19 protein-coding genes and 1 tRNA gene are annotated in these 19,553 nt (G+C 67.7%); 10 read left to right on the top strand and 10 right to left on the bottom strand.

Annotation, left to right across the window (positions count from 1 at the left end; genetic code table 11):
• Nucleotides 1-71: 71 nt before the first annotated feature.
• Nucleotides 72-1,526: a WGR domain-containing protein gene (locus ABUW04_RS38010; protein WP_380568860.1), complete on the bottom strand. Its 1,455-nt coding sequence runs from the start codon at nucleotides 1,524-1,526 to the stop codon at nucleotides 72-74.
• Between the two features lie 202 nt (nucleotides 1,527-1,728).
• Here ABUW04_RS38010 and ABUW04_RS38005 point away from each other — a divergent pair, with 202 nt between their 5' ends.
• Nucleotides 1,729-2,277: a DinB family protein gene (locus ABUW04_RS38005; RefSeq protein ID WP_380568859.1), complete on the top strand. Its 549-nt coding sequence runs from the start codon at nucleotides 1,729-1,731 to the stop codon at nucleotides 2,275-2,277.
• A gap of 25 nt (nucleotides 2,278-2,302) precedes the next feature.
• Here ABUW04_RS38005 and ABUW04_RS38000 read toward each other — a convergent pair whose 3' ends face one another.
• The gene (locus ABUW04_RS38000) at nucleotides 2,303-4,381 is read right to left on the bottom strand and encodes a TolB family protein (protein ID WP_380568858.1); all 2,079 of its coding nucleotides are present in this window, start codon (nucleotides 4,379-4,381) and stop codon (nucleotides 2,303-2,305) included.
• 252 nt (nucleotides 4,382-4,633) lie between these two features.
• On the opposite strand from ABUW04_RS38000, the gene ABUW04_RS37995 reads away from it, so the two are divergent.
• The 5 genes from ABUW04_RS37995 to ABUW04_RS37975 all read left to right on the top strand — a co-directional run bounded on the left by ABUW04_RS37995 (nucleotide 4,634) and on the right by ABUW04_RS37975 (nucleotide 9,276).
• A complete protein-coding gene (locus tag ABUW04_RS37995) occupies nucleotides 4,634-5,017 on the top strand; it encodes a hypothetical protein (protein ID WP_380568856.1) in 384 nt (127 codons plus the stop codon).
• Between the two features lie 442 nt (nucleotides 5,018-5,459).
• Complete coding sequence (locus ABUW04_RS37990; RefSeq protein ID WP_380568855.1) at nucleotides 5,460-6,734, top strand: HNH endonuclease signature motif containing protein; 1,275 nt, start codon at nucleotides 5,460-5,462, stop codon at nucleotides 6,732-6,734.
• Nucleotides 6,735-7,102: 368 nt separating this feature from the next.
• Nucleotides 7,103-7,780, top strand: coding sequence for a DUF6879 family protein (locus ABUW04_RS37985; RefSeq protein WP_380568854.1), 678 nt, complete (start codon nucleotides 7,103-7,105; stop codon nucleotides 7,778-7,780).
• An 83-nt stretch (nucleotides 7,781-7,863) separates the two neighbouring features.
• Nucleotides 7,864-8,058, top strand: coding sequence for a hypothetical protein (locus tag ABUW04_RS37980; protein ID WP_380568852.1), 195 nt, complete (start codon nucleotides 7,864-7,866; stop codon nucleotides 8,056-8,058).
• 105 nt (nucleotides 8,059-8,163) lie between these two features.
• The gene (locus tag ABUW04_RS37975) at nucleotides 8,164-9,276 is read left to right on the top strand and encodes a HesA/MoeB/ThiF family protein (protein ID WP_380568850.1); all 1,113 of its coding nucleotides are present in this window, start codon (nucleotides 8,164-8,166) and stop codon (nucleotides 9,274-9,276) included.
• 228 nt (nucleotides 9,277-9,504) lie between these two features.
• Here ABUW04_RS37975 and ABUW04_RS37970 read toward each other — a convergent pair whose 3' ends face one another.
• Together ABUW04_RS37970 and ABUW04_RS37965 are read right to left on the bottom strand one after the other, a co-directional pair.
• Nucleotides 9,505-10,311: an ATP-grasp domain-containing protein gene (locus tag ABUW04_RS37970; RefSeq protein WP_380568849.1), complete on the bottom strand. Its 807-nt coding sequence runs from the start codon at nucleotides 10,309-10,311 to the stop codon at nucleotides 9,505-9,507.
• Between the two features lie 53 nt (nucleotides 10,312-10,364).
• Entirely contained in the window at nucleotides 10,365-10,727 is a 363-nt protein-coding gene (locus tag ABUW04_RS37965; RefSeq protein WP_030260380.1) for a hypothetical protein, read from the bottom strand.
• Between the two features lie 356 nt (nucleotides 10,728-11,083).
• On the opposite strand from ABUW04_RS37965, the gene ABUW04_RS37960 reads away from it, so the two are divergent.
• Nucleotides 11,084-12,745: a DUF4419 domain-containing protein gene (locus tag ABUW04_RS37960; RefSeq protein ID WP_198037576.1), complete on the top strand. Its 1,662-nt coding sequence runs from the start codon at nucleotides 11,084-11,086 to the stop codon at nucleotides 12,743-12,745.
• 46 nt (nucleotides 12,746-12,791) lie between these two features.
• On the opposite strand, the gene ABUW04_RS37955 is transcribed toward ABUW04_RS37960, so the two are convergent.
• Nucleotides 12,792-13,427: a hypothetical protein gene (locus tag ABUW04_RS37955; protein WP_380568848.1), complete on the bottom strand. Its 636-nt coding sequence runs from the start codon at nucleotides 13,425-13,427 to the stop codon at nucleotides 12,792-12,794.
• Between the two features lie 158 nt (nucleotides 13,428-13,585).
• Entirely contained in the window at nucleotides 13,586-14,197 is a 612-nt protein-coding gene (locus ABUW04_RS37945; protein WP_380568912.1) for a DUF6928 family protein, read from the bottom strand.
• Between the two features lie 173 nt (nucleotides 14,198-14,370).
• Between ABUW04_RS37945 and ABUW04_RS37940 the strand changes: the two genes are divergently transcribed.
• Both ABUW04_RS37940 and ABUW04_RS37935 read left to right on the top strand, forming a co-directional pair.
• Nucleotides 14,371-14,886: a hypothetical protein gene (locus ABUW04_RS37940; RefSeq protein WP_380568845.1), complete on the top strand. Its 516-nt coding sequence runs from the start codon at nucleotides 14,371-14,373 to the stop codon at nucleotides 14,884-14,886.
• A gap of 109 nt (nucleotides 14,887-14,995) precedes the next feature.
• Nucleotides 14,996-15,490, top strand: a complete 495-nt coding sequence (locus ABUW04_RS37935) for a hypothetical protein (RefSeq protein WP_380568844.1) — start codon at nucleotides 14,996-14,998, stop codon at nucleotides 15,488-15,490.
• A 49-nt stretch (nucleotides 15,491-15,539) separates the two neighbouring features.
• Here the strand turns inward: ABUW04_RS37935 and ABUW04_RS37930 are convergent, their stop codons facing one another.
• Both ABUW04_RS37930 and ABUW04_RS37925 read right to left on the bottom strand, forming a co-directional pair.
• Nucleotides 15,540-16,025: a DUF4265 domain-containing protein gene (locus ABUW04_RS37930; RefSeq protein WP_380568843.1), complete on the bottom strand. Its 486-nt coding sequence runs from the start codon at nucleotides 16,023-16,025 to the stop codon at nucleotides 15,540-15,542.
• 250 nt (nucleotides 16,026-16,275) lie between these two features.
• Nucleotides 16,276-17,415 (bottom strand): hypothetical protein, encoded by a 1,140-nt coding sequence (locus ABUW04_RS37925; protein ID WP_380568842.1) that lies wholly within the window; start codon nucleotides 17,413-17,415, stop codon nucleotides 16,276-16,278.
• A gap of 75 nt (nucleotides 17,416-17,490) precedes the next feature.
• Here ABUW04_RS37925 and ABUW04_RS37920 point away from each other — a divergent pair, with 75 nt between their 5' ends.
• Nucleotides 17,491-18,375: a YwqG family protein gene (locus ABUW04_RS37920; RefSeq protein ID WP_380568841.1), complete on the top strand. Its 885-nt coding sequence runs from the start codon at nucleotides 17,491-17,493 to the stop codon at nucleotides 18,373-18,375.
• A gap of 305 nt (nucleotides 18,376-18,680) precedes the next feature.
• On the opposite strand, the gene ABUW04_RS37915 is transcribed toward ABUW04_RS37920, so the two are convergent.
• A tRNA-Lys gene (locus ABUW04_RS37915) sits at nucleotides 18,681-18,754 on the bottom strand.
• Nucleotides 18,755-18,865: 111 nt separating this feature from the next.
• A complete protein-coding gene (locus tag ABUW04_RS37910; protein WP_380568840.1) occupies nucleotides 18,866-19,519 on the bottom strand; it encodes a GOLPH3/VPS74 family protein in 654 nt (217 codons plus the stop codon).
• Nucleotides 19,520-19,553: the final 34 nt, after the last annotated feature.

Genomic DNA, 19,553 nt, shown 5'->3' with positions numbered 1-19,553 from the left:
TGTCGACCTGTCAGTGGTCCGCAGCCCCGGAAAGGTTGCCCCGGACTCCGCCCGATCCAAAGCCCACCGGATCAGAGCAGACGCTTGATCTCCCCCCGGGTTCGGTAGAAGGAGCCCTGGACGGAGGCGCGTACCTCGGTGACCACGTACCTGGCACCCGGGACGCGGATGTCCTTGGGGAACTGCACCCGCCAGGTCGGGTCGAAGCCGGGCGAGACGACGCGTATCCGGGTCCGGCCACCCTCCTGGACGCACTCCACGACCACCCCGTCGGCCACCCCGGACGGGCCGGCCACCGTGGTCTCCAACTCGGGTGAGGGCAGCACCCGCTCCCACCCGGTCGCCTTGATGTCCGTGGTCTGCGGGAGCCTGCCGCCCTCCGCCTCCCGCACCGCGTTCTCGCTGGCGTCGATGCAGGCCAGCGATCCGTCCGTGGTGACGATGTAGAGCCGACCGTCGCGGAACTGCATCGAGTACGCGGAGCCGCAGCCGGTACCGAGCTTCCACAGTCGGGTGCCGTCCGCCGCGAAGCAGTAGACCGAGGAGTGGTTGTCCCCGGCGAAGACGTACTGTCCGTCCGGCGAGGTGGCGCAGGAGAAGACCGCGGCATCGCATCGGTAGCGGGCACGTTCGCTGCCGTCCGCCTTGGCCAGCCGGTACACCCAGCCACGGCTGGTGCCGGCGAACACCTCGGTCGGCTCCTGCCAACCGAAGAGCACCCCGCCCTCGGTCGCGACCTGCCACGCCTGGACCCCGTCCCGCGCACCGTACTTGGTCAACCCGTGCGAGTCCCCGTGGTAGACGCCCGAGTCGTCGCAGCGCACCATCCAGGCATGGCTGCCGCGTCCGCCGCGTCGCCACTGGAACTCGTCCTCGTGGTCGACCGTGGTGACCCCGCCCTGCCGGTCGGAGACCCCCAGCACCCCGTCGTGGATGTCCAGCCAGTAGATGTCGACGTCCTCGGCTATCTCGTAGGCCACATGCGGCACCTTGCCGCCCAGGTCGTAGACCCGACCGTCGTCACATCCGGCATAGATCCAGAAGTCGTCAGCAACAATGCACTTGACGCCGTCCGGCAGCCCGAACCGCCCGGTCACCGCCCCGTCGTGGGTCAGCGTGAAGACGTCGCCGCGCTGGTTGCCGACCCAGGCGTGCTCCTCCCCCACGAAGACGCCGAAGGCCGGAGCACCCGAGGAGAACCGCCACAGCACCGGGGCCTGACGGGCCGTCGACCGGCTGCTCACCATCTCGCGCCGGGTCACCGCCCGCCGCTGCCGAACCCCGCGCACGGCAGGCGCGTACCCCTTCCGCACCTTCTCGCCGACCTTGCGTGCAGCGGCGGCAGTCGCCTTGTCGACCGTGGCATAGGAGGCCGAACGGGTCTGCCCCGGCTCGCCGATCCGACCGAAGGAGATCGTCACGTCCAGGCCCGACTGCCGCACCTCGTAGAACTTGTGCGCTCCTCCCCCATCCTCGGAAAGCTCCAGGTAGGTGGTCGACTCGGTGGAATCAACGGCAGCGGTCATGGTTGACCCTCTCGGTGGCAGGCGCGGGGAGCAGGCACAGGAAGCAGGCACAGGATCGGTCCGGGTACGGCGCCCGTCCGCCTCGCTGCTGTTGCCAGAACCCTAGAACCCGGCACTGACAATCCGGCCGCAGCAGGTCGGCAGCCATGTCCGACCTCCTGCATATGATGCAAGCCGGCAACCCGGGGAGAGGATCGACGCCATGGACGACACCGTGAACGACATCGTGGTGGAGAAGGCCGTTCGGCCCGAACGCGTGCTGTCAGGCCCCTGGTTGGACGTGATCGCCTCGAACCTCGACTACCACCGGGCGACCTTCCTCTGGAAGTGCCAGGGCCTCTCCGACGCCCAGTTGCGGCAACGGTCCGTCCCGACGTCGACACTGACCCTGCTGGGCCTGATGCGCCATCTGCAGGGGGTGGAACGCGCTTGGTTCCAGCGGGCCCTGGCCGGGACGACGCCGCACTTCTTCCCCTACCGCACCTACCTCACCCCCGAGGGCGAGGAGTGGTACGACGAGTCCGACCCCACCCCGGCCACCGAGGTCTACGCGGACTACCTGAAGGCCTGCGACGAGTCCCGCCAGTTCTTCACGGACGTGACCGCCGACCCCGGGCGCATCGTGCCCAACCCGGAGTTCGGCGACACCGACGTTCGCTTCGTCCTGGCGCACGTGATCGAGGAGTACGCCCGCCACACCGGCCACGCAGACCTCCTCCGCGAAGCCCTGGACGGCACCACCGGGGAGTAGCGCCGGGGGCCGTTCAAAGGGCCGTTCAGGCGTGGTAGTAACCCAGCAGGTCCACGATCACATCGACCGTGCCGCTACCGGTGTTGGTGAAGGTCACGTATCCACCGACGACTCGGACGGTCACCAGGTTCGGGATCGTCTCGCCTGCGGTCCAGTCGAGATTCGACGTGTTGGGCTGGGCCACTTCGTAGGGGAAGACGGTCAGGTAGCCGGCACCACGGGTGTCGGTCACCGTCACATTCAGCACAACCGCCGTGGCACCGCTGGGGACCAGACCGATCTCCGTGTCCAACACCACCTTCCCGTGCGCCGCGACCGTGGTCTGCGTCTGCCGGGTGTCGAGCAACCGGACCGGGCCGATGGTGTGGAACGCCGAGGCGGCTGGGCTGGTGCTGTAGAAACCGTAGAGGTCGGCCACGATGTGGACGGTGCCCGGGCTCCCGTTGTAGAGGTCGACCTCGCCGTCGGCCCCGACCGGGACCGTCACATGGTCGGCGATGGTCTCGCCGGTGCTCCAGTTCAGTGCGGATGCCGTCGGCAGCTTGCCCCCGTCCGGGTACGCGGAAAGGAAGCCCCCGCTCCGCGGTGCCGTGACCGTGACGTTCAGCACCACCGCGGTCGCACCGCTGGACGGCACCGTGCCCTTGCCCGCGACCTGGAGCCGGACCGTTCCGTGCGGGGCGACCGCAGTCTTGCTGCTCACGCCGACGGCGACCCGGGTGTCGAGGAGCCGCACCGGGTTCGTCGCCGTGTATGTGACACCGGTCGTGTCGGCAGTGAAATACCCGGACACATCGGCGACGACATGGGTCGTGCCGATGCTTCCGTTGTAGAAGTCGATCCCACCGTGCGGCGCAGTCGGCACGACCACCTGGTTCGGAATCGTCTCACCGGCGGTCCAGTTGAGGCTCGATGACGTCGGCCGGCTCATGTTGCCCGGATACACGCTGAGAAAGCCCGCTGCCTTGGGCTGCGTGACCGTGACGTTCAGGACGACGGCAGTCGCGGTCGCGGGCACCGGCAGTGCCGACGGCAGGAGGCCATAGGTGGCCTTGGCAGCCAGCGGGGACCGCGGCTTGCCGGTACCTATACCGGCGCGGGTGTCCAGGACCCGGGTGGGGTTGAGCGGGTGGAAGGTCGAGGCCGCACCAGGAGTGTCCGCCGGTGACGGCGGGAAGGGGGCCGGGACGGTCGCTCCGACAGGCTGCTGGACCACGTCGAAGAGCCCGTTCGGGACGACCGAGTCCGCCCCGGTGGCCAGGACCAGATGGTGTCCGATCGGCACCGTAGCCACTGTCTGGGCTCCGAGGTTGTAGTCGAGCCCGAGCCCGTCCGGTGTCCACTTCGGGACCTCGTGGTCAGCAGCGCCCGAGGTCAGCTGTACTGCGACGCCCCCGCCCGTAGCGGACTGGGAGAAGACCTGGTCGTAGCCGCTGACCTTGCGGACGAAGAGCAGCGTCGATCCGTCGGGCGATATGTCCGGCTGGCCCGCGTCGGCGATGAGCGGACCGGGTGTGTGGGTGCCGTGGTCGGTCCAGATGGCGCTGGCCGTCCGACTGCCGTGCTGGAAGTACACCGTTCCCGTAGTGGCAGACACCGTGGGCAGGCTGTCGTCCGCCCCGGTGGTGGCCCCGAACCAAGGGGTCACATTCTCAATCCCGTGCTCGGCATCCAGATTCCAGGATGCCGGTGTGGAGCACAGGTACTGACCCTGTGTCGGCACCCCGCAACCGAAGATGATCGCGGTGCCGTCCCGGGAGTAAACAGGTCCGGCGGCCATGTCCTCGGAGACGCCGTGCCGGTCCGTGCCGTCGGGGTGGCTGGCCTCGATCCCCCCGGATGCGAATTGGTAGGCGATCCACTGGCCGTCAGGAGACCACGCCGGAACCTCGCCCTGATTTCCCTCGGTACCTGCGGATGTCGCCTGGTAGAGGTCGGTTCCGTCCGGGTTCTCGGTGGCAGTGGTCTGCGTATCCGAAGCAGCAGAGACCGCACCGGCCAGCAGCCCAGGGGTTCCCGGCGAAGCGGCCCGCGCTGCCGGCACCACGACGAACGAGGCCAGACCGACCGCAGCCGCAATGAGCGGTATGAACGGAGCCCGCATGAAACGCACCCTTCGGCGCATGCGCATCCACTTCCAAATAGGTGGGAGAGCGTCAGGAACACCTGATGTCGGAGCGGGACGGTAGCCGCTGTTCCGGCGTCCGACACCGGTGCCGCAGCGGATCTTAGCGGTACCTGTGAGCATCGACGGAGGCAGTCCCGCACTGCGCGCCCCGCCCCCGCACACGCCGGGCCACCCCCACCGGCGAACTGGGAACCGTGAGGCCGATCCGTGGCCGTGCATGATGAGGCCATGACCCCGATCCCGATCACCCCGCGCCCGCTGAACGTCTCAGAACGTGCCGTGCTGGAACTCATCCTGTCCGTCGACTTCGACGGCGCATCCGCGCTACGTGGCCAACTCGACCACGTCGAGGTCGTAGCCATCTGGGTGGCCGGGTCACCCAGCATCGACCTGCGCGTCCGCGAGCCGGTATTGCGGGCATCGCTCCCTGCCCGACTGGTACCCGTCGACGCCCAAGTCCTGGACCCGTCCGGGGAGTACATCGGCGAACTGCTGGTGTGGGTCGATGACGGCGCCGTCCTGTCCGGCCTCGAGTACGCCTGGGTCACCGACGAGCCACCACTCCACCTGCCCGCCATCGAGAACATCCACATCGCGGCGGACCACCCGTGACACTGACCAGAAGGGGGTCCAGACGCATCGTCGTGGACGACGTCGCCTATCGATGGCGGGTACGCAGGAAGCGCACTTACAGCCAGAGCAACGGCTGGAGGCCGCAAAGCTACGCAGTCGAGCACGAGACACGCCCTGGAACCACGCTCGTCGTGGAATCGGGACGGGCCCACCCCGGCAACTGGTTCAACCTGACGTCCGCTCCCATCCGGCCCGCCCAAGTGGCGGAGAACATCCGCCGAGCCCTCGCCCAGGGCTGGAAGCCTGAGACTCCCGGTTCCCCCTTCTTCCTCCGCCTGGATGCCGACACGCCCTAACTGGGGGCGCGCAGGGGTTCGATTCGCACCTGTTCGTGCAGCTCAGAGGCCCTTCCGGTAACGGTTTTGACGGTGGGTCAGGATAGAATCAGGGGTGTACGGAGTACCTGGAGGGGGTGGTTGTGGTGGCCTGGTTGGAGGACGGGGATGCGCTGGCGGCGGGGTTGGCGCGGGCGGTGCCGGGGGCGGTGAGTGTGGCCGGGATCGCCGACCTGGAGGGCGCGGCGCTGTCGGCGGCCGGGCGGATCGATGCGCTGGTGGCGGTCGCGCGGGCGCGGTGCTGGCTGGAGGCGGTGCAGATCGCCATGCTGGCCGGACTGCAGGAGCAGCCGCTGACCTGCATCCCCGGACATCCGGATGTGTTGGGGGATTTCCTGGAGACCCAGGAGCAGGTGGCCTGTGCGCTGCGGATCTCCCCGGACACCGCCCGGGGGCGGCTGGTCGAAGCCCAGCAGCTCACCGCACGGTTCCCCGCCTCGCTGGGGCTGCTGGCCCAGGGACAGGTGCAGATCATGCACCTCAAGGCCCTGCTGGAACACACCGCCGCCCTCGACGACGAGACCGCCACCCAAGTGGAAGCCCTGGTCCTGCCCAAGCTCCCGACCCAGACGGTGGGCGCAGCACGCAAGGCCATCAGCCGTGCGGTGATCAAGGCCGACCCGGCCGGCGCCGAACAACGCCACACCCGCGCCAAGGAGGACCGGCGCACCACCCTTCAGCCCCACCCCGAGGGCATGGCCTGGTACGGCGCCCTGCTCACCGCAGGCGACGCCGCCCTGGTCGACGCCGCCGTCACCGCCCACGCCCACACCCTCGATGCGGACGGCCGCACCCTGCCCCAACGCTGCGCCGACGCCCTGGTGGAACTTGTCTCCAAAGCGGGGACAACCTCAACCGCCCCTGCCCCGACCATCATCGTGACCGTCCCCTACGACACCCTGATCGGCACCGCCGACCACCCCGCCGACCTCCAGGGCCACGGCCCCATCACCGCCGCCCAAGCCCGCACCCTGGCCACCCGCCCCGGCAGCATCTGGCGCCGCCTGCTCACCCACCCCGCCACCGGCCAGATCCTCAAAACCGACCCCACCACCTACCGCCCCACCACCGAGGTCACCCGCCACGTGACCGCCCGCGACCCCCACTGCCGCTTCCCCGGCTGCACCCGCCCCTCCCGCCGCTGCGACCTGGACCACGTCACCCCCTTCAACCACACCAACCCCCACACCGGCGGCCTGACCACCCCCGACAACCTCATCCCCCTCTGCCGACGCCACCACCTCACCAAACACCGCGCCGGCTGGCACACCCGCTACAACCACCACACCGGCAACGTCACCTGGACCGCCCCCACCGGCCACACCTACACCGACCAACCCGCGCACCCCACCCATGCATGACGTCCTGGTCCGACGATCGCCTCGTCAGGTGCGGGTCGAGGGCAGGTCGGCGGAACATTCCACGACAGTCAAATTCACATCGCGAGGCTGTCACCGTGCCGAATCGCTTCCCAGCTCCATAGGACATCGGCCTGCCCTACGGTAACTCAGTCCGTGTACTGCTCACTGTCTGTTCGCATGCCTCTGACATCTACTTCGGCAAATCACCCATCAGCTGTCAGAATCGACGAACCGGCTCATCTCGGCACCTGACGTTACGTCAAGTTCCGAAATTCCCAGTCTCCTTGACTCGACCCTGCCAAGGGGTGCAGGCTGTGATGGCAATCTCAAGGGGGTTACCTACGAAGGGATCTCCCTACACGAATGGGGTGAGCAAGCGCCGAGTAGGGCCACCGGCCACCCTCCCGGTCCAGCGGAGCGAAAGGCGGCCGTCTCCCATGCGTGAAATCCTCGGACGAACCCTGGGCATACACCTCGACGGCCCGTCGTACCTCGCCGACTTCAACGAGAGGTTCTGGCGAATCGACCACGAGGGATTCTGGAAACTGGAACGTCTTCAGAACTATCAGGAACCCGGATTCGCGAGCTGGGAGGCGTTCCGCAGCGGCGACTGGGACGGCGCCCTGAGGTTGATCGACGAGCTGCGCCCCGAGTTCGAGCGGCATCTCACCAGGATCCGCGAGGCCGGTTTCGGCCACCACCGTGTACGCGTGGTCGAAGAGCCGATCACCCCCTATGTGCAGTGGGAACTTCACGTCCTGCAGGCCAAGGACCAGTGCGGCGAGGACGTGGCCGTGGTCACCGGCGATCAGATCCGGGCCTTCGAGGAATCGGGCTTGCAACCTGATCTGGTCGTGCTCGGCAGCGACGCGGCGTACGACGTCCACTACACCCGGGACGGGACCCCCGCGGGTGCCACTCTCTTCACCGCCCCAGCTGCGGTCGAGGGAGCCCGTGCGTTCATCCGGCAGCTGCACCAGTCCGGCGAAAAGCTGGAGACGTACTTCCCCAGGAGAGTCGCCGGCCTGGATGCTCCGCGAATGTAGGCGAAGTCTTCAGACCGGTCGTACCAATTGTTGAGCCGACCAGTCCGGTCAAGGTCGCCGGGAAACAATGGAGAGGAAGAGATATGGAGCGTTCGGTCAAGAGCATGGGTGTGGCGGCAGTCGCCGTGGCCATCCTGGCAGGAGGCGCGGGCTCCGCCTTCGCGAGCACGGCGAAGCCTGACGTCTTCTGTGCTGCAGGCAAGGCGTCGCTGGTGAAGATCAGCGACCAGGCACTCGACGTGGGTGCGGTCAGCTGCAGTCAGGGTGACAGCAACTGACACTGCCTGCAACGGAATCCGCTGCAGCGAGACTTCGGTGGGAGCGGCTCCCGGGAGCCGCTCCCACTTCCCGCGCACACCTTTCGAGAGGAAGTTCACCGCCTTATGGACGAGGTCGACATACTGTCCTGGCGCCCTCGGCTCAGGGACAGCCTGGTGGTCGAGCAGGACGGAGGGGAACTTTCCTTCATCTCAACCTCTGACCGCCGTGTCCAACGTTTTTCCGCGTCCGAGACTGTTTTCCGGATGATCCCGCTTCTGGACGGGCGGCACACCGTATCCGAACTCCTCGCGTGCCTGTGCGCCGACTCGGAAGAGCTGGCTCATGATGTGTGCAGCGCCTTGGTCACCCTGCGCGAAGAGCGGCTTCTGAGCAAGGTCGCCAAATCAGTCGACGCGAATGCGGCAGTCACTCCTGATCATCTTTCCCGGTACGACCGGCAGATCCGGCTCTTCCAAGACTTCTGCGACTCGGATCTCCTGGACTACGAAGAGGGCTTGGCTGCTCAACGGCGCCTCACCTCGGCCAGGGTGCTGGTGTGCGGGATCGGGGGTCTGGGCAGCGTTGTGGCCTCGTCACTCGCCGCCTCAGGTGTGGGCACCGTCATCCTCTGCGACGACGACGTCGTCGAGGAGAGCAACCTCACCCGTCAACTCATGTACTCGGTCGACGACATAGGCAGCGGCAAGGCCGATGCCCTGGCGGCCCGCCTGTCTCGGATCAACCCGTACGTCTCCGTCGTGCCCGAGAAGCGCAAGGTGGAATTCGCGTCCGACATCACCGACCTGGTCGCGGCAGCTGATCTCGTGATCAGCTGTGCAGACCAGCCGAGCGTCACCGAAATGGCGGAGATCATGACGGAGGCATGCTGGCCCCGCACTCCGCACATCATCGGGGGCGGTTATTCCTACCACGTAGGGATAGTGGGCCTCCTGGTCATTCCCGGCGTCACCGCCTGCTGGCACTGCTTGCGCACAGAGGTTGTACACGAGCACGGACGCGACCGAGCCGTTCCACTCATCCCGAAAAGCCGACACGCGGGAATCCTTGGCGCCCAGTCCGGAATCATCGGCAATATGATTTCCTGGGAGGCCATTAGATTCCTGATCGGAATGGGAACTGCGATCTGCAACCGATGGCTGGAGCTCAACTACGGACCCATGTCCTTCAGTGAGCGCATTGTCCCACGTCGGCCCGACTGCCCGTGGTGCGCTTGACCTCGCCCCCGAACAGAAGCGCCAGTCACCCCACCAAGCCCTCACCTCAACCCCGCACCAGACCCGACAAAGCTACTTGAATGCCTTCCGTGCAGGCCACAGGACGCTCGGTGTCCCGTCGGTGCCGACGGGTTCCACTTGGTACCAGGGACGCCGCTCCCGCAACCGACCGTCGCCAGCCTCGACCGGGAGGCCCTGGTTCTGCAGTGGAGCCGTCGACCGACGCGCTCAGGCGACCATCCCGTGGTCAGGACAGACGACCGTCTCAGGCCCAAACGGTGGCGATGCCGACCCCCTGACGAACCGCCGATCGGAGGCAGCGACCACGCTCTGCGGTCCGGAAGCGCGCAGAACCACATCCAGGACCGCGTCAGGAATGCCTGCGTAACTGTGGGCGAACCATGGCATGTTGGCCTCGACGACCGCCCACCGCTCGCGTCCGGAGTCGGGGTCTTGGATAAGGCCGACGTCGATCGCCACCGCGCTGGGCAGCGAGTCGCGTCCGGCTTCCATCAACTCCCGCGCGAAGGCCCGAACCTCGCTCTCATTCCGGTCGCCGTCCAGTGGGGCGGTGTCAAGGTGCCCGTAGCGGGCGTAGCGGCTGCCAGTGACGATCTGCCCGTCGAGCACGAACAGCCGGTACTCGGCAGAGAAGGTCACTACGTCCGAGACGAGGACCGCAGTGTCGGGGCCGATGCGCTCACCCTCCCGAGGCAGGCGGTTCCCATCGGCGTACACCGCAGCGGGGAACTGCTTGTCGCTGGGCGGCTTCACGAAGACCGGACGAGTCACCGCCCATGCCTGCGAGAGCGTGGTCAGCTCGATGCGGCGACCGGTGAACTCCTGGGACAGTCCGACGAGCCAGTCGTCGCCCGGCTCCAGCAACGCCAAGCCGAGACGGCCGATGATCCGGTCTGCTGCGAGCGGTCCGCCGTACCAATGCACATGACGACCCGCCATCGTCTCGACGACCCCAGGGCTGTCCAGCACTACGACGTCCAAGCACCGCCGCGCAGCCGCCTGTGCCAGCAGCATGGACGTGCTGCTCCGCTGCAGCGCAAGCAGCAGCGCTGGCGTAGCGTCCACGCTCACAGCTGCGGTCGAAACTCGTGGACGACCTCGATCAGACCCACGATGTGCCGGTTGAACTGATCCAATTCCTCGGCCGGAATCCACAGTTCCGTGATCGTCTGCCCGCCGGCCTGCTGGACCGGGTAGCGCTCGAGGAACCCGGAGTCCACCTCGAAGCGGGTCACATAGCCGACGCCGGAGGCAGGCACGTTCCAGTCCCGGGCAATCCGGATCGCGTAATCCTCGTTCATGACCGGATAGAAGATCGGCTGCTCAGGCAACCGCGGCGGCCAAGCACACCAACCAGACGCTTCGACCAGGGCAAGTTCCTCGGGGCCGGTCGGACGCCACAACGTCGTCGTGGTCACTGTCCCAGTCATCGCACTCTCCGCGCTTCCCACACATTCAAGTCGGTCGGCTGCTCACCGTAATCCGCATGCAGGGCCTACGGCCAGCGGATATCCCCGTGCTCGCTGGCAGCGCGGCCCGCAACCTTGCGGATCACAGACTCGGGAAGCTCCACAGCAACCGACACCGCATGGAGCGTCGCGCGCCCCACCCGGTGAACTTCGCCAGCACGGCCTCCGGCGGCCGTACTGGGATGTGCCGGGTCGCTGACGCACGGGGGCACAACTCGGTGTGCTGTTTGATCTGCTGGCACCCACGGCGCCTTTCCACGCATGACCAGCCGGTTTCTCCCGTGACTTTCCACTCGCATGAGCTCTAACTTGTCGGGATGACTGGAATGCTGCCGTCGTTCAGCTACGTCGGGCCGCCGGACCTGGCGGCGGAGGCCGCGAACGCCGGGGCCACTGGCTGTTGCATCCGAACCCCTGACGACCTGGACCGTTGGGCGGCGACGCTGAGCCCAGCCGAGTTGGACGAGCCGTTCACCTACGTCGTGGCCCTGGCGGGCACGCTGCGACTGGCGCCGCGCCGTAGTGAGCATGTGGCATGCGCCCGCGGTGCGGACGTTCTGGCGGCCGGAGAGATCGCTCTCGCCCGCCGAACAGGTGGCGGCTGGGTGGTGAGTGAGGCCAGCAACCAGTCGACCGGGTACTGTCCGGACCTCAATTCCTGGCCCGCCCTGGCGATTGCCTTGGACCGGATCGGGATCGCGCGACCCGACAGCTTCACGCACGCATTCATCTTTCGCCGCTGCCCGGAATGCGGGCAGGACAACGTGGTCAAGGACGAGGATTTCAGCTGCGCCGTCTGCGGCGGAATGCTGCCGAAGCAGTGGAACCTCGACCCGACCAACGCCACCGCGCTCCGCCCAGTAGCAGCGGTCATCAACCTCCCCGTACCCGATGACGAGAGCGCCGGACAGCTTGCCCAATCCTTGAGGTCCGTGGACAACGAACCCTTCCTGCAAGCGGTTTCGGGACGTCGGATGCGATTGCACCACCGCAGCATTGCCACACTGGTGTCCGGCCCCGACCAAGGCCCGTTCGCACCCGCGAGCGAGCCGACCTGGAGCCTGATGCTTCGCGCCGTCCACCTCAGCTTCGCCGCTCACCTTCCGCTGAGCCTCTCGCCCGACGTGGTGTGGTTCACGGTGATACACGAAGTCGCCGTGCACGTGCAGCTCAACGCCGACCACTACGCCGGCGTCTTCACCGACACGCCCGGCCGCCGCCAGACCATCCAGATCCACGACGACAGCCTGCTTGCCCCGGAGCCGGACTGGAGCCGGTCCATCCATCTAGTCCTCGAACCGCTCCGCGAGAAGCTGGGCGCCGAGGTCACCGACCTGTTCCTGCCCCGCTTCAGTACCACCACCCCCGACGACGTCTCCTCCGCGCTCGTCGCGCTCATGTCCGTGGTCAGCCCCTACTACCGCTTCGCATGGCACTCCTCTTGCGGGATCCCGCGCATCCGCTTGGAAGGCACCGCCGACGACTGGAAGCTCCTGGTCCAGCAGGTCCGCGAGCTAGCGTCCTGGTTCGACGGACTGCGTCCGTGGTTCGACGCGCTCTGCCCGGTACTCGACGAGATCGCGACAACCGCCGCCGGAGGCACGGTCGACAAGGACTTCTGGAGCTCCCTCTACAAGTGGGACTCTCAGTCCGGCGGTGACTACGTGTCCGGCTGGATCACGGTTCTCTTCGCTCACACGCAGACCCCGGCAGGACCGCAGCCCAAGGAGTCCTTCCGCTGGCGCTGTGGCGAGCGCTACCTGGAGAACGCCTTCCCCTCCCACGTCGCCAAGGTTCCGTTCCACTGGACCCGCCCCGAGGAAGCACTCGAGATGCAGTTCATGTCCGGCATCCTCGGCATCGAGCGAGACGGCGACTACCTTCGCCCCCGTCTGGCCCACGCGGTCACCGAACTCCTTCCAGCAGGGGCTGCCCCGCCGACTGGCTCCTCCTCAAGGACTGGACGCACAGCCGACTAGCCAAAGCCGGCTACCAGGCCGCTGACAACGACGCGTGGTGGTCCGGTCAGTACCACATTGTCATGCCGGCGACACCGCGTCCGTGCTCGACGGCACGGCGCAGTACCCGCAGCGGGCCGTCCACCAGGTCATCGAGGTCGTGAGCGGCTCCGCCGGTCATCCCCTCAAGCCACTCCCGGACACGCGCCTCGACGCGGACCCGGCGTTCCGGAGAAAGGCCGAGCGTGGCTTCCGTGCCCGGAAGGGCAGCGCGGGCGCCGACGGCATCGAGCAGAAAGGCACCGCCCCTGCCGGGGAGCTGAGACGTTGCCTCGGGGCCCAGGGCATAGATGAGCGCAGCGAACGGGTCGCCTTTGCGTGTGGAGGCGCAGAAGAGGTCAGTACTTTCGTGTTGGGGGACGAGTTGCAGGAGCTGCTCCTCGATCGCTTCGTGCCGCTCGTCCGGCGGGCGCATCAAGTCGACGGCTTCCTGCAGTCGCAGCGCCTTTTCCGTGGGCACAGGCCCGTGCGGTCCCGGGACGAAGAACGGTTCCTGCTCGCCCCGATCTCTCCACCACGCCAGGTCCCCTCCGCGCTCAACACCATGGCTCCCGAAGGAATCAGCTCCTGGGAACTCCCGCTGCAGGCGCACAACCTCGGCATCTGGCACCACTCCGACCACCCAGAACCCGGTGACGCTCACAACGGTCCCCCTTTCGAAGTCCGTCGCACGCTTTCACGCACCGCTTTCACCGCGGCTCGCTCCGAACTGGACAGTCGTGTGGCGGTGCAGGCGCATGGTGGCTACGCGCTGTTCGAGCTCAGCTCTGACCCGGGCGGGATCGGGACCGTTCGGGCCGGTCACGTGGAAGCCTTGCAGCGGAACGGCATCGGCGTCGACATCGTCAGGGTGGAGTCGGCCCTCCAGCACGAATCCAGCGAACTCCCGGAGTGCTTCCTCGCCCAATTCGAGCGGATGGAACGCGAGCGGGTACGACGGCTGGTCCTCGCCCACCACGAAACGGACCCGACCGGACGCTCACCCGCCCAGAACGGGGCCTCGAACGCGTACGGGGCGCCGATGTTCTCGACGATCCCGCTGTCCGGGGACAGGCTGAGCGAACGCACCAGCACACCGCCCTCCCAGACCGCGAAGGTGAGAGCGTCCGAGACGCTGTGCATCGCATGGAAGAACACACGATCTCCGCGCCCCGCCGCGAGCAGATGCGAGGGCATCAGGCTCGGACGATGTCCCATGAGCCGTCGGTCGCAGACGACCTCCACGCCATCGAAGCTCGCCGCGTACGAGGTTCCGTCCGGCGGATACGTGCCCTCCCACAGCGACATCCCTGGCGCCGGTTCCACTGTGCACCCCGGGTGAACCCGCGCGACCAACGCGGCAGCGGCCGCCTCGTCGGATTGACGTGCCACGCGAAGGCGGTCAGCGGCACGCCCCTCAGAGAAGACCAGCATCGCCGACTTGGCACCCACGACGTTTCCTCCTCTTCCCGCCTGCAGAGCTTCGCGGAGACTATCCGGCCGGACCGACAACCCAGCGGCAGTGCAAGAGGCCCTGGCCGCACCGCGCGCTCCCCTGGCGATGGAATTCGCGTGCAACGGAGAACACCAGGGCCCATACTCGCCCGGTGGCCACGACTCCGCACCGCCCGGCGCAGCGCCGGTCCCGCGATCCGCGGCAAACCTCCTACGACTTCCTGGCTGACATCAGCGTCGCCTGTCCCCGATGCCGGCAAGGCGCGAAGGTACTCCCCGTCGTCGGCGACCCCGAGCCAGGGCACCGCCCGTTCTTCGCGCCCCGACGGCTGATCTGCCGTCACTGCGGTCTAGCGAAGGCGCATACGAGCCGCCAGCTGATCCTTCCGCACGGCACCGGGCGCGGTATGACCGACCCGTACTTCGGGCTTCCGCTGCTGCTTCAGACTGAGACCCGGCACGGCTGGCTCTGGGCCTACAGCCCAGCGCACCTCACCCTCATCCACAACTACGTCGCTGCTTCCTTGCGCGAACGGGCCCCCTGGTACGACACCCGCAAGAAGATGACCCTCCTCGCCCGCCTGCCCGCCTGGATCAAGCACGCGAAAAACCGCGACGAGGTTCTGCACGCCATCGACAGAATCCGCGCTCAGCTCATCGCGCCCTGAGGCGGTGACGCTCGTTGAAAGTGCCTCCGGGACCGGAGCACGTGAACCCTCCAGTAGATTCTCGCGGACTCGTGGGTATGGGCCCCCGGCGGACGTGAAGGATGTGCCCGTGGCTGAACGCCTTGATGCCGAGTGGCTCCGCACCTGGTGTGAGCAGGCGGACGTGGCACTCGCACACCTGATGCAGTCGTTCCTGGCGCTGCACGGATTCGAGCCCGGCAGCAACGTGGTCGAACTCGCAACCGAGGAGAGCCACCGAGCAACGGACGCACTCGTGGAACTGACGCCGATTCCCTCGGACCTGACCACGATGTACTGGGTGATCAACCAGGTTTCCCTGTCCGACGTTGAGAACGGCTATTTCATCCACCCCGCATCACTGGTCGCGGGCCACTTCCGCGCGTACGGGCCCATCGAGATCGACGGGGAAGAGCCCGCGCTGGTGTTTGCCAGCGATGGCGGCGGCCACCTGTTCGCATTGGCCGGATCGGGGCGGGTTTGGAGGTCGACGACCGCCTCGTGGTGCGACCAGTTCGACCTTGCGGCAGCCAGCCTTCACGAGTTCTTCGAAGGACTCTCCCGGCAGATCACCGGCCAGCCGTGACCGCTGACCCGCTTGGCCCGCCTCGGAGGCGGAACGTCGGTCCGCGACCTCACGCTCTGGTAAACGGCATCGTGTGAGCCCACTCCCAGAAGGCGTGGCCAGCATCCACTGCGGCCTCCATGACGGCGAACAGTCGCGCGGGCTCCGTGTTCGGCGGCACATCGACAGCGACGAATCGATCACCGTTCCACTCGCTCAACAGTCCGGCCGCGCTCACCTCGGACCTGACTACCTCAGCCGCTTGCCGGAGCTGAGCGGGCGGCTGGCCCGGGACGAACAAGAGCCGCAACGTGCGGTGCCACGAAGTCTCCACCACCTCACGGACATAGTCGTCCTCGCCGAGCAGTACCGTGTCGCCCAGGGCGAGTCCGTAGGTGGAGAACGGAATGCAGGCGACCTCGTAGCTCCCGTCGTTGCCCGCCTTGAGCCAGATTTGCTCGACCTGTCCGTCCAACCCGAACGGAGCCAGGTCGGCACGAGCGATGTAGTTGGTCGTGGTGCGTCCGACCGGGTCCTCGTGGACGATGAACTGCATAACGGCACTCCCCCAAATCCGGCTCCGACGGCCTGTCATGATGCCGCAGTCGGTCTCTGTTGCGCCTGGCGGGGTGCGCGGCCCAAGTCAACTCTGCGACTGGCTTGCTGCCGGACGGCTTCACCCCGGCCGTCTGCGGCAAAGCCCTGTCGGGACTGGCCGAGTGGTCCGGCCACATCGCCGAGTGGGGGACGATACCCGTGCGCCGCTACAACGATCAGGGACCGCCCCGCCTTGAGCTTGCCTCCGCCTACTCGTTCCCGTTCGTGCCGCTCGGCGGTGGCCACGGACCGTCCAGGAGCAACCTGGCCCCCGTGATGATCCGCTCCGTGAATGTCTCGCGGGGCATCATCCAGCTCTCGGTCCAGTCCTCGTACTCGCTGGTCCAGCCGATGAAGGGCTGCAGCGCGTCGGGTCTGCCGAGCAGGTCCCAGCCCTCGTGCCAGATGAGGAGACCGCCACGGTACGCGTTCAAGCTGCCGTCGACGATGAGCCGAAGCCACCAGCGCACCAGGGCCCACCGGGCAGCCAACTGCTGCTCGGGGATGACGAGACCCAGTTCGGCGACAGCCCGGGCGAAGAGCTCAAAAGCCTGGGCCCTGTCGCATCGGGTCAGATCGGCAAGGGCGCTCAGTGCCGGCGAGTCGACGCCGAGGACGGTGGCGGTCAGTGCGGCCTGGACGAGTTGGTCGGCCTCGACCTCTCGTCGCAGATGCTGCTCGACGGCCAGCATGCGCAGGTGCTCGACGGCTTCCTCGGCGTCGGTGGCGTAAGGGTCCGCGGGTGTTCCGACGAGGCCTTGGGCCGTGACGCTGGAGGAGTTCGAGTTCAGGAAGTGCGACCAGAACGGCACGTGTAGGCGGGCACATGGTGCATCGTGGGCCGGTCCGCCGAACTCGTGGTGCAGGTAATCGGTCAGGTCGTTGCCATAGCAGATGATGTCTGACTGATGGACAGACAGGACCGGGAAGCCGGTCCCACCGGCGATTCCAGGCAGGTAGCGGTGCGAGAACACGGGTACGAGCTGCGGCGCTTCACGCAGCCTGGCGTCGGCGACAGCGAGCGCCTCCTCGCGGCCGTGCGGGCGCACGCCCCACCCCCGGTACCAGAAGCCGTGACCAACGTCGAAGAGCACTCCCTCGCGGGGCCAGTCGAGGCGGCCCTGAAGATCCTCCGGGTCCCCGTTGCGCCAGTCCGGCCAGCCCTTCCCCGCAGGAAGGCCGGTCTGGAGGAAGACCCGGTGATCGTCTGCGAAGCGGAAACCGAATCGTTCCTCTACCGCGGTGATCTCCGCGTCGCTCAGACCAGGATCGATGCGCGCCGGCAGGCGGGACAGGAGGAATCCTGCCCGCTCATCGGTCATCGAGGCGGTCGATCGTGGGTCAGCCATGAGCGACGAGCATAGATGCCCGTCGACTGCGCGGAACGATCGACTCTGCGAAGCTCCCGACGCCGGTGACTGTCGGTGCCGTCCGGCATCATCAGCGCCGTGACCACATCTCTTCGGGCCTATGAGGCTTTGGCCGCCGAGCACCTGCCGACCGACGCCGCGGCACAGTGGACCGCGCTCCTTCGGCCGTGCGTCCGCCTGCTAAAGGCTTCGGGAGCCGAGCCGACAGCGGCGCAGTTGGGCGGCGAGCCGCTGCTGCCCGCAGACACGACGTGGCCGGAGTGGCCAGACCACGGCCCGCTGTCGTTCATCGCCTCCATCGACTGCGCTGTTCTACCCCGCGATGGAGTGGATCCTGCCTTCCCCGAGAGCGGCACCCTGTTGTTCTTCTTCGACGGTCAGATAGACGACGGGGACGCCATGGTCTGGGTAGCCGACGCCGAGACCTGGGCCGGCGCCCGCGTCCTCTACGTCCCCGAAGGCACGGAGACCGCCACGGCAGCCACCCCGACCGGGCTGGAGCCCTATCCGTGCGTCAGCCTGACCGCCGCCACGCGATGCAGCATCCCAGACCCCTGGCATCCCCGCTCCCTGGCGACCCTGACGGACGGCAACGCACCGCTGGATCCCCGCGCGATCCCGCCCCACGTCAAGGCGTTCATGGACGCCCTCTGCAACGGCAACACCACCATCGGCCACCAGGTCGGCGGCCATGCCTGCCCCGTGCAAGGCCCCGTCGAGTACGAGATCGCCCACGCCATCCTCGGACCAAAGACCCGGTGGACCGATCCGAGACTGGACGAGGAAGCACAACGGTGGGTCCTGCTCGCCCAGATCGACACCGACGCGGACGCCAAGATGATGTGGGGCGACTGCGGCACCCTCTACTGGCTCATCCGCCCCGAGGACCTCGCCGCCCGGCGATTCGAGGAAGCCAAGCTCACCTGGCAGTGCTGCTGACCCCGATCTCCAGCGCCTGGAAGCGCCCGTGCGCCGGAGCGCCGCCCTCATCCGCGCAGCCGGATGCCAGGTCCCCGGAACCAGCAGGCGACAGCACCCGGACTACCCCCGGCCGCCGAGACCCGACCCCTGCAGCAGGCCCGCGAAGCCTGACCCAGCACGTCAGTGCACCCGCAGTCGCGCGGACAGCAGTACCAGTCGCCCCATCAGGCCCCCACCCCACACCCATCACAGACCAGACAACGCAAAAGGCGGCCGACCCGTGAAGGGTCGACCGCCTTTTCAGGACTGCTATTTGAAGCTTGTGCGCCGCCAGGGACTCGAACCCCGGACCCGCTGATTAAGAGTCAGCTGCTCTAACCAACTGAGCTAGCGGCGCCTAGTGCCTGCGGCCGTTGCTTGCGCTCTTGCCTGGGCACGACAGAAATACTACCTGACCTGCGGGGGTGCTTCGGACCACCGGGTGGCCGACGGTCGGGGACCGGGCCGGTCAGCCTCCGGAGGACTGGGCGCTCTTCGCTGCTCGGACTGCCGCGTGGGCCGCGGAGGCGACGGGGTCGAGGCGGGCCAGGTCGGCCAGGCGGCGGCGGGCGGTGCGGTTGGCGACCGGGCCCGGGTAGAGGCGGCCGGTGAGCTCGCCAGCATGGGCCAAGGCCGCGAGCTGGAGCGAGCGGGCCGGGGCGTTTCCGTTGTCGACCGCGTCGGCGACCAGTGCCCGCCGGGCGGCGGCGATGGTGCTGTCGATCACCGTGTACTCGTCGAACGGGATCAGGCCGAGTACTTTACGGCGGCGCCGGTCCACCAGCCCGGCCTTGGCCATGACCTCCAGGTACACCTTGGACCGGATCCGTCCCGCCCGGTTCACGCAGGTGCGCAGCCGTGCCCCGCGCGGGGGCGCGGCCGGGCCCGCCAGGGCTGCGGCCACCGCGTCCAGGCCCGGGTGCCCCAGCGGAGCGCCGCGCAGCAGCACCAGCCGGCCGTTGCCCTCCAGCACCGCCGCCTGCGCCGCCAGCAGCTCCGCGAGGGCCGCGCCGGCCAGGGCGTAGCGGAACTCGCCGGGCTGGCGGATCCGCCCGGTGCCGGGGTCGGCACAGAGCAGCAGCAGGTCCTCGGGAAGGCTGGTGGTGGTGCGCCACTCGTCCATGGCGGCTGCATCCCCCGCTCGGGCGGCGGCTGAA

It is taken from the genome of Streptacidiphilus jeojiensis (assembly GCF_042510965.1).
GTDB lineage: Bacteria > Actinomycetota > Actinomycetes > Streptomycetales > Streptomycetaceae > Streptacidiphilus > Streptacidiphilus jeojiensis.
This window is presented reverse-complemented; position numbering and strand designations above follow the sequence as displayed.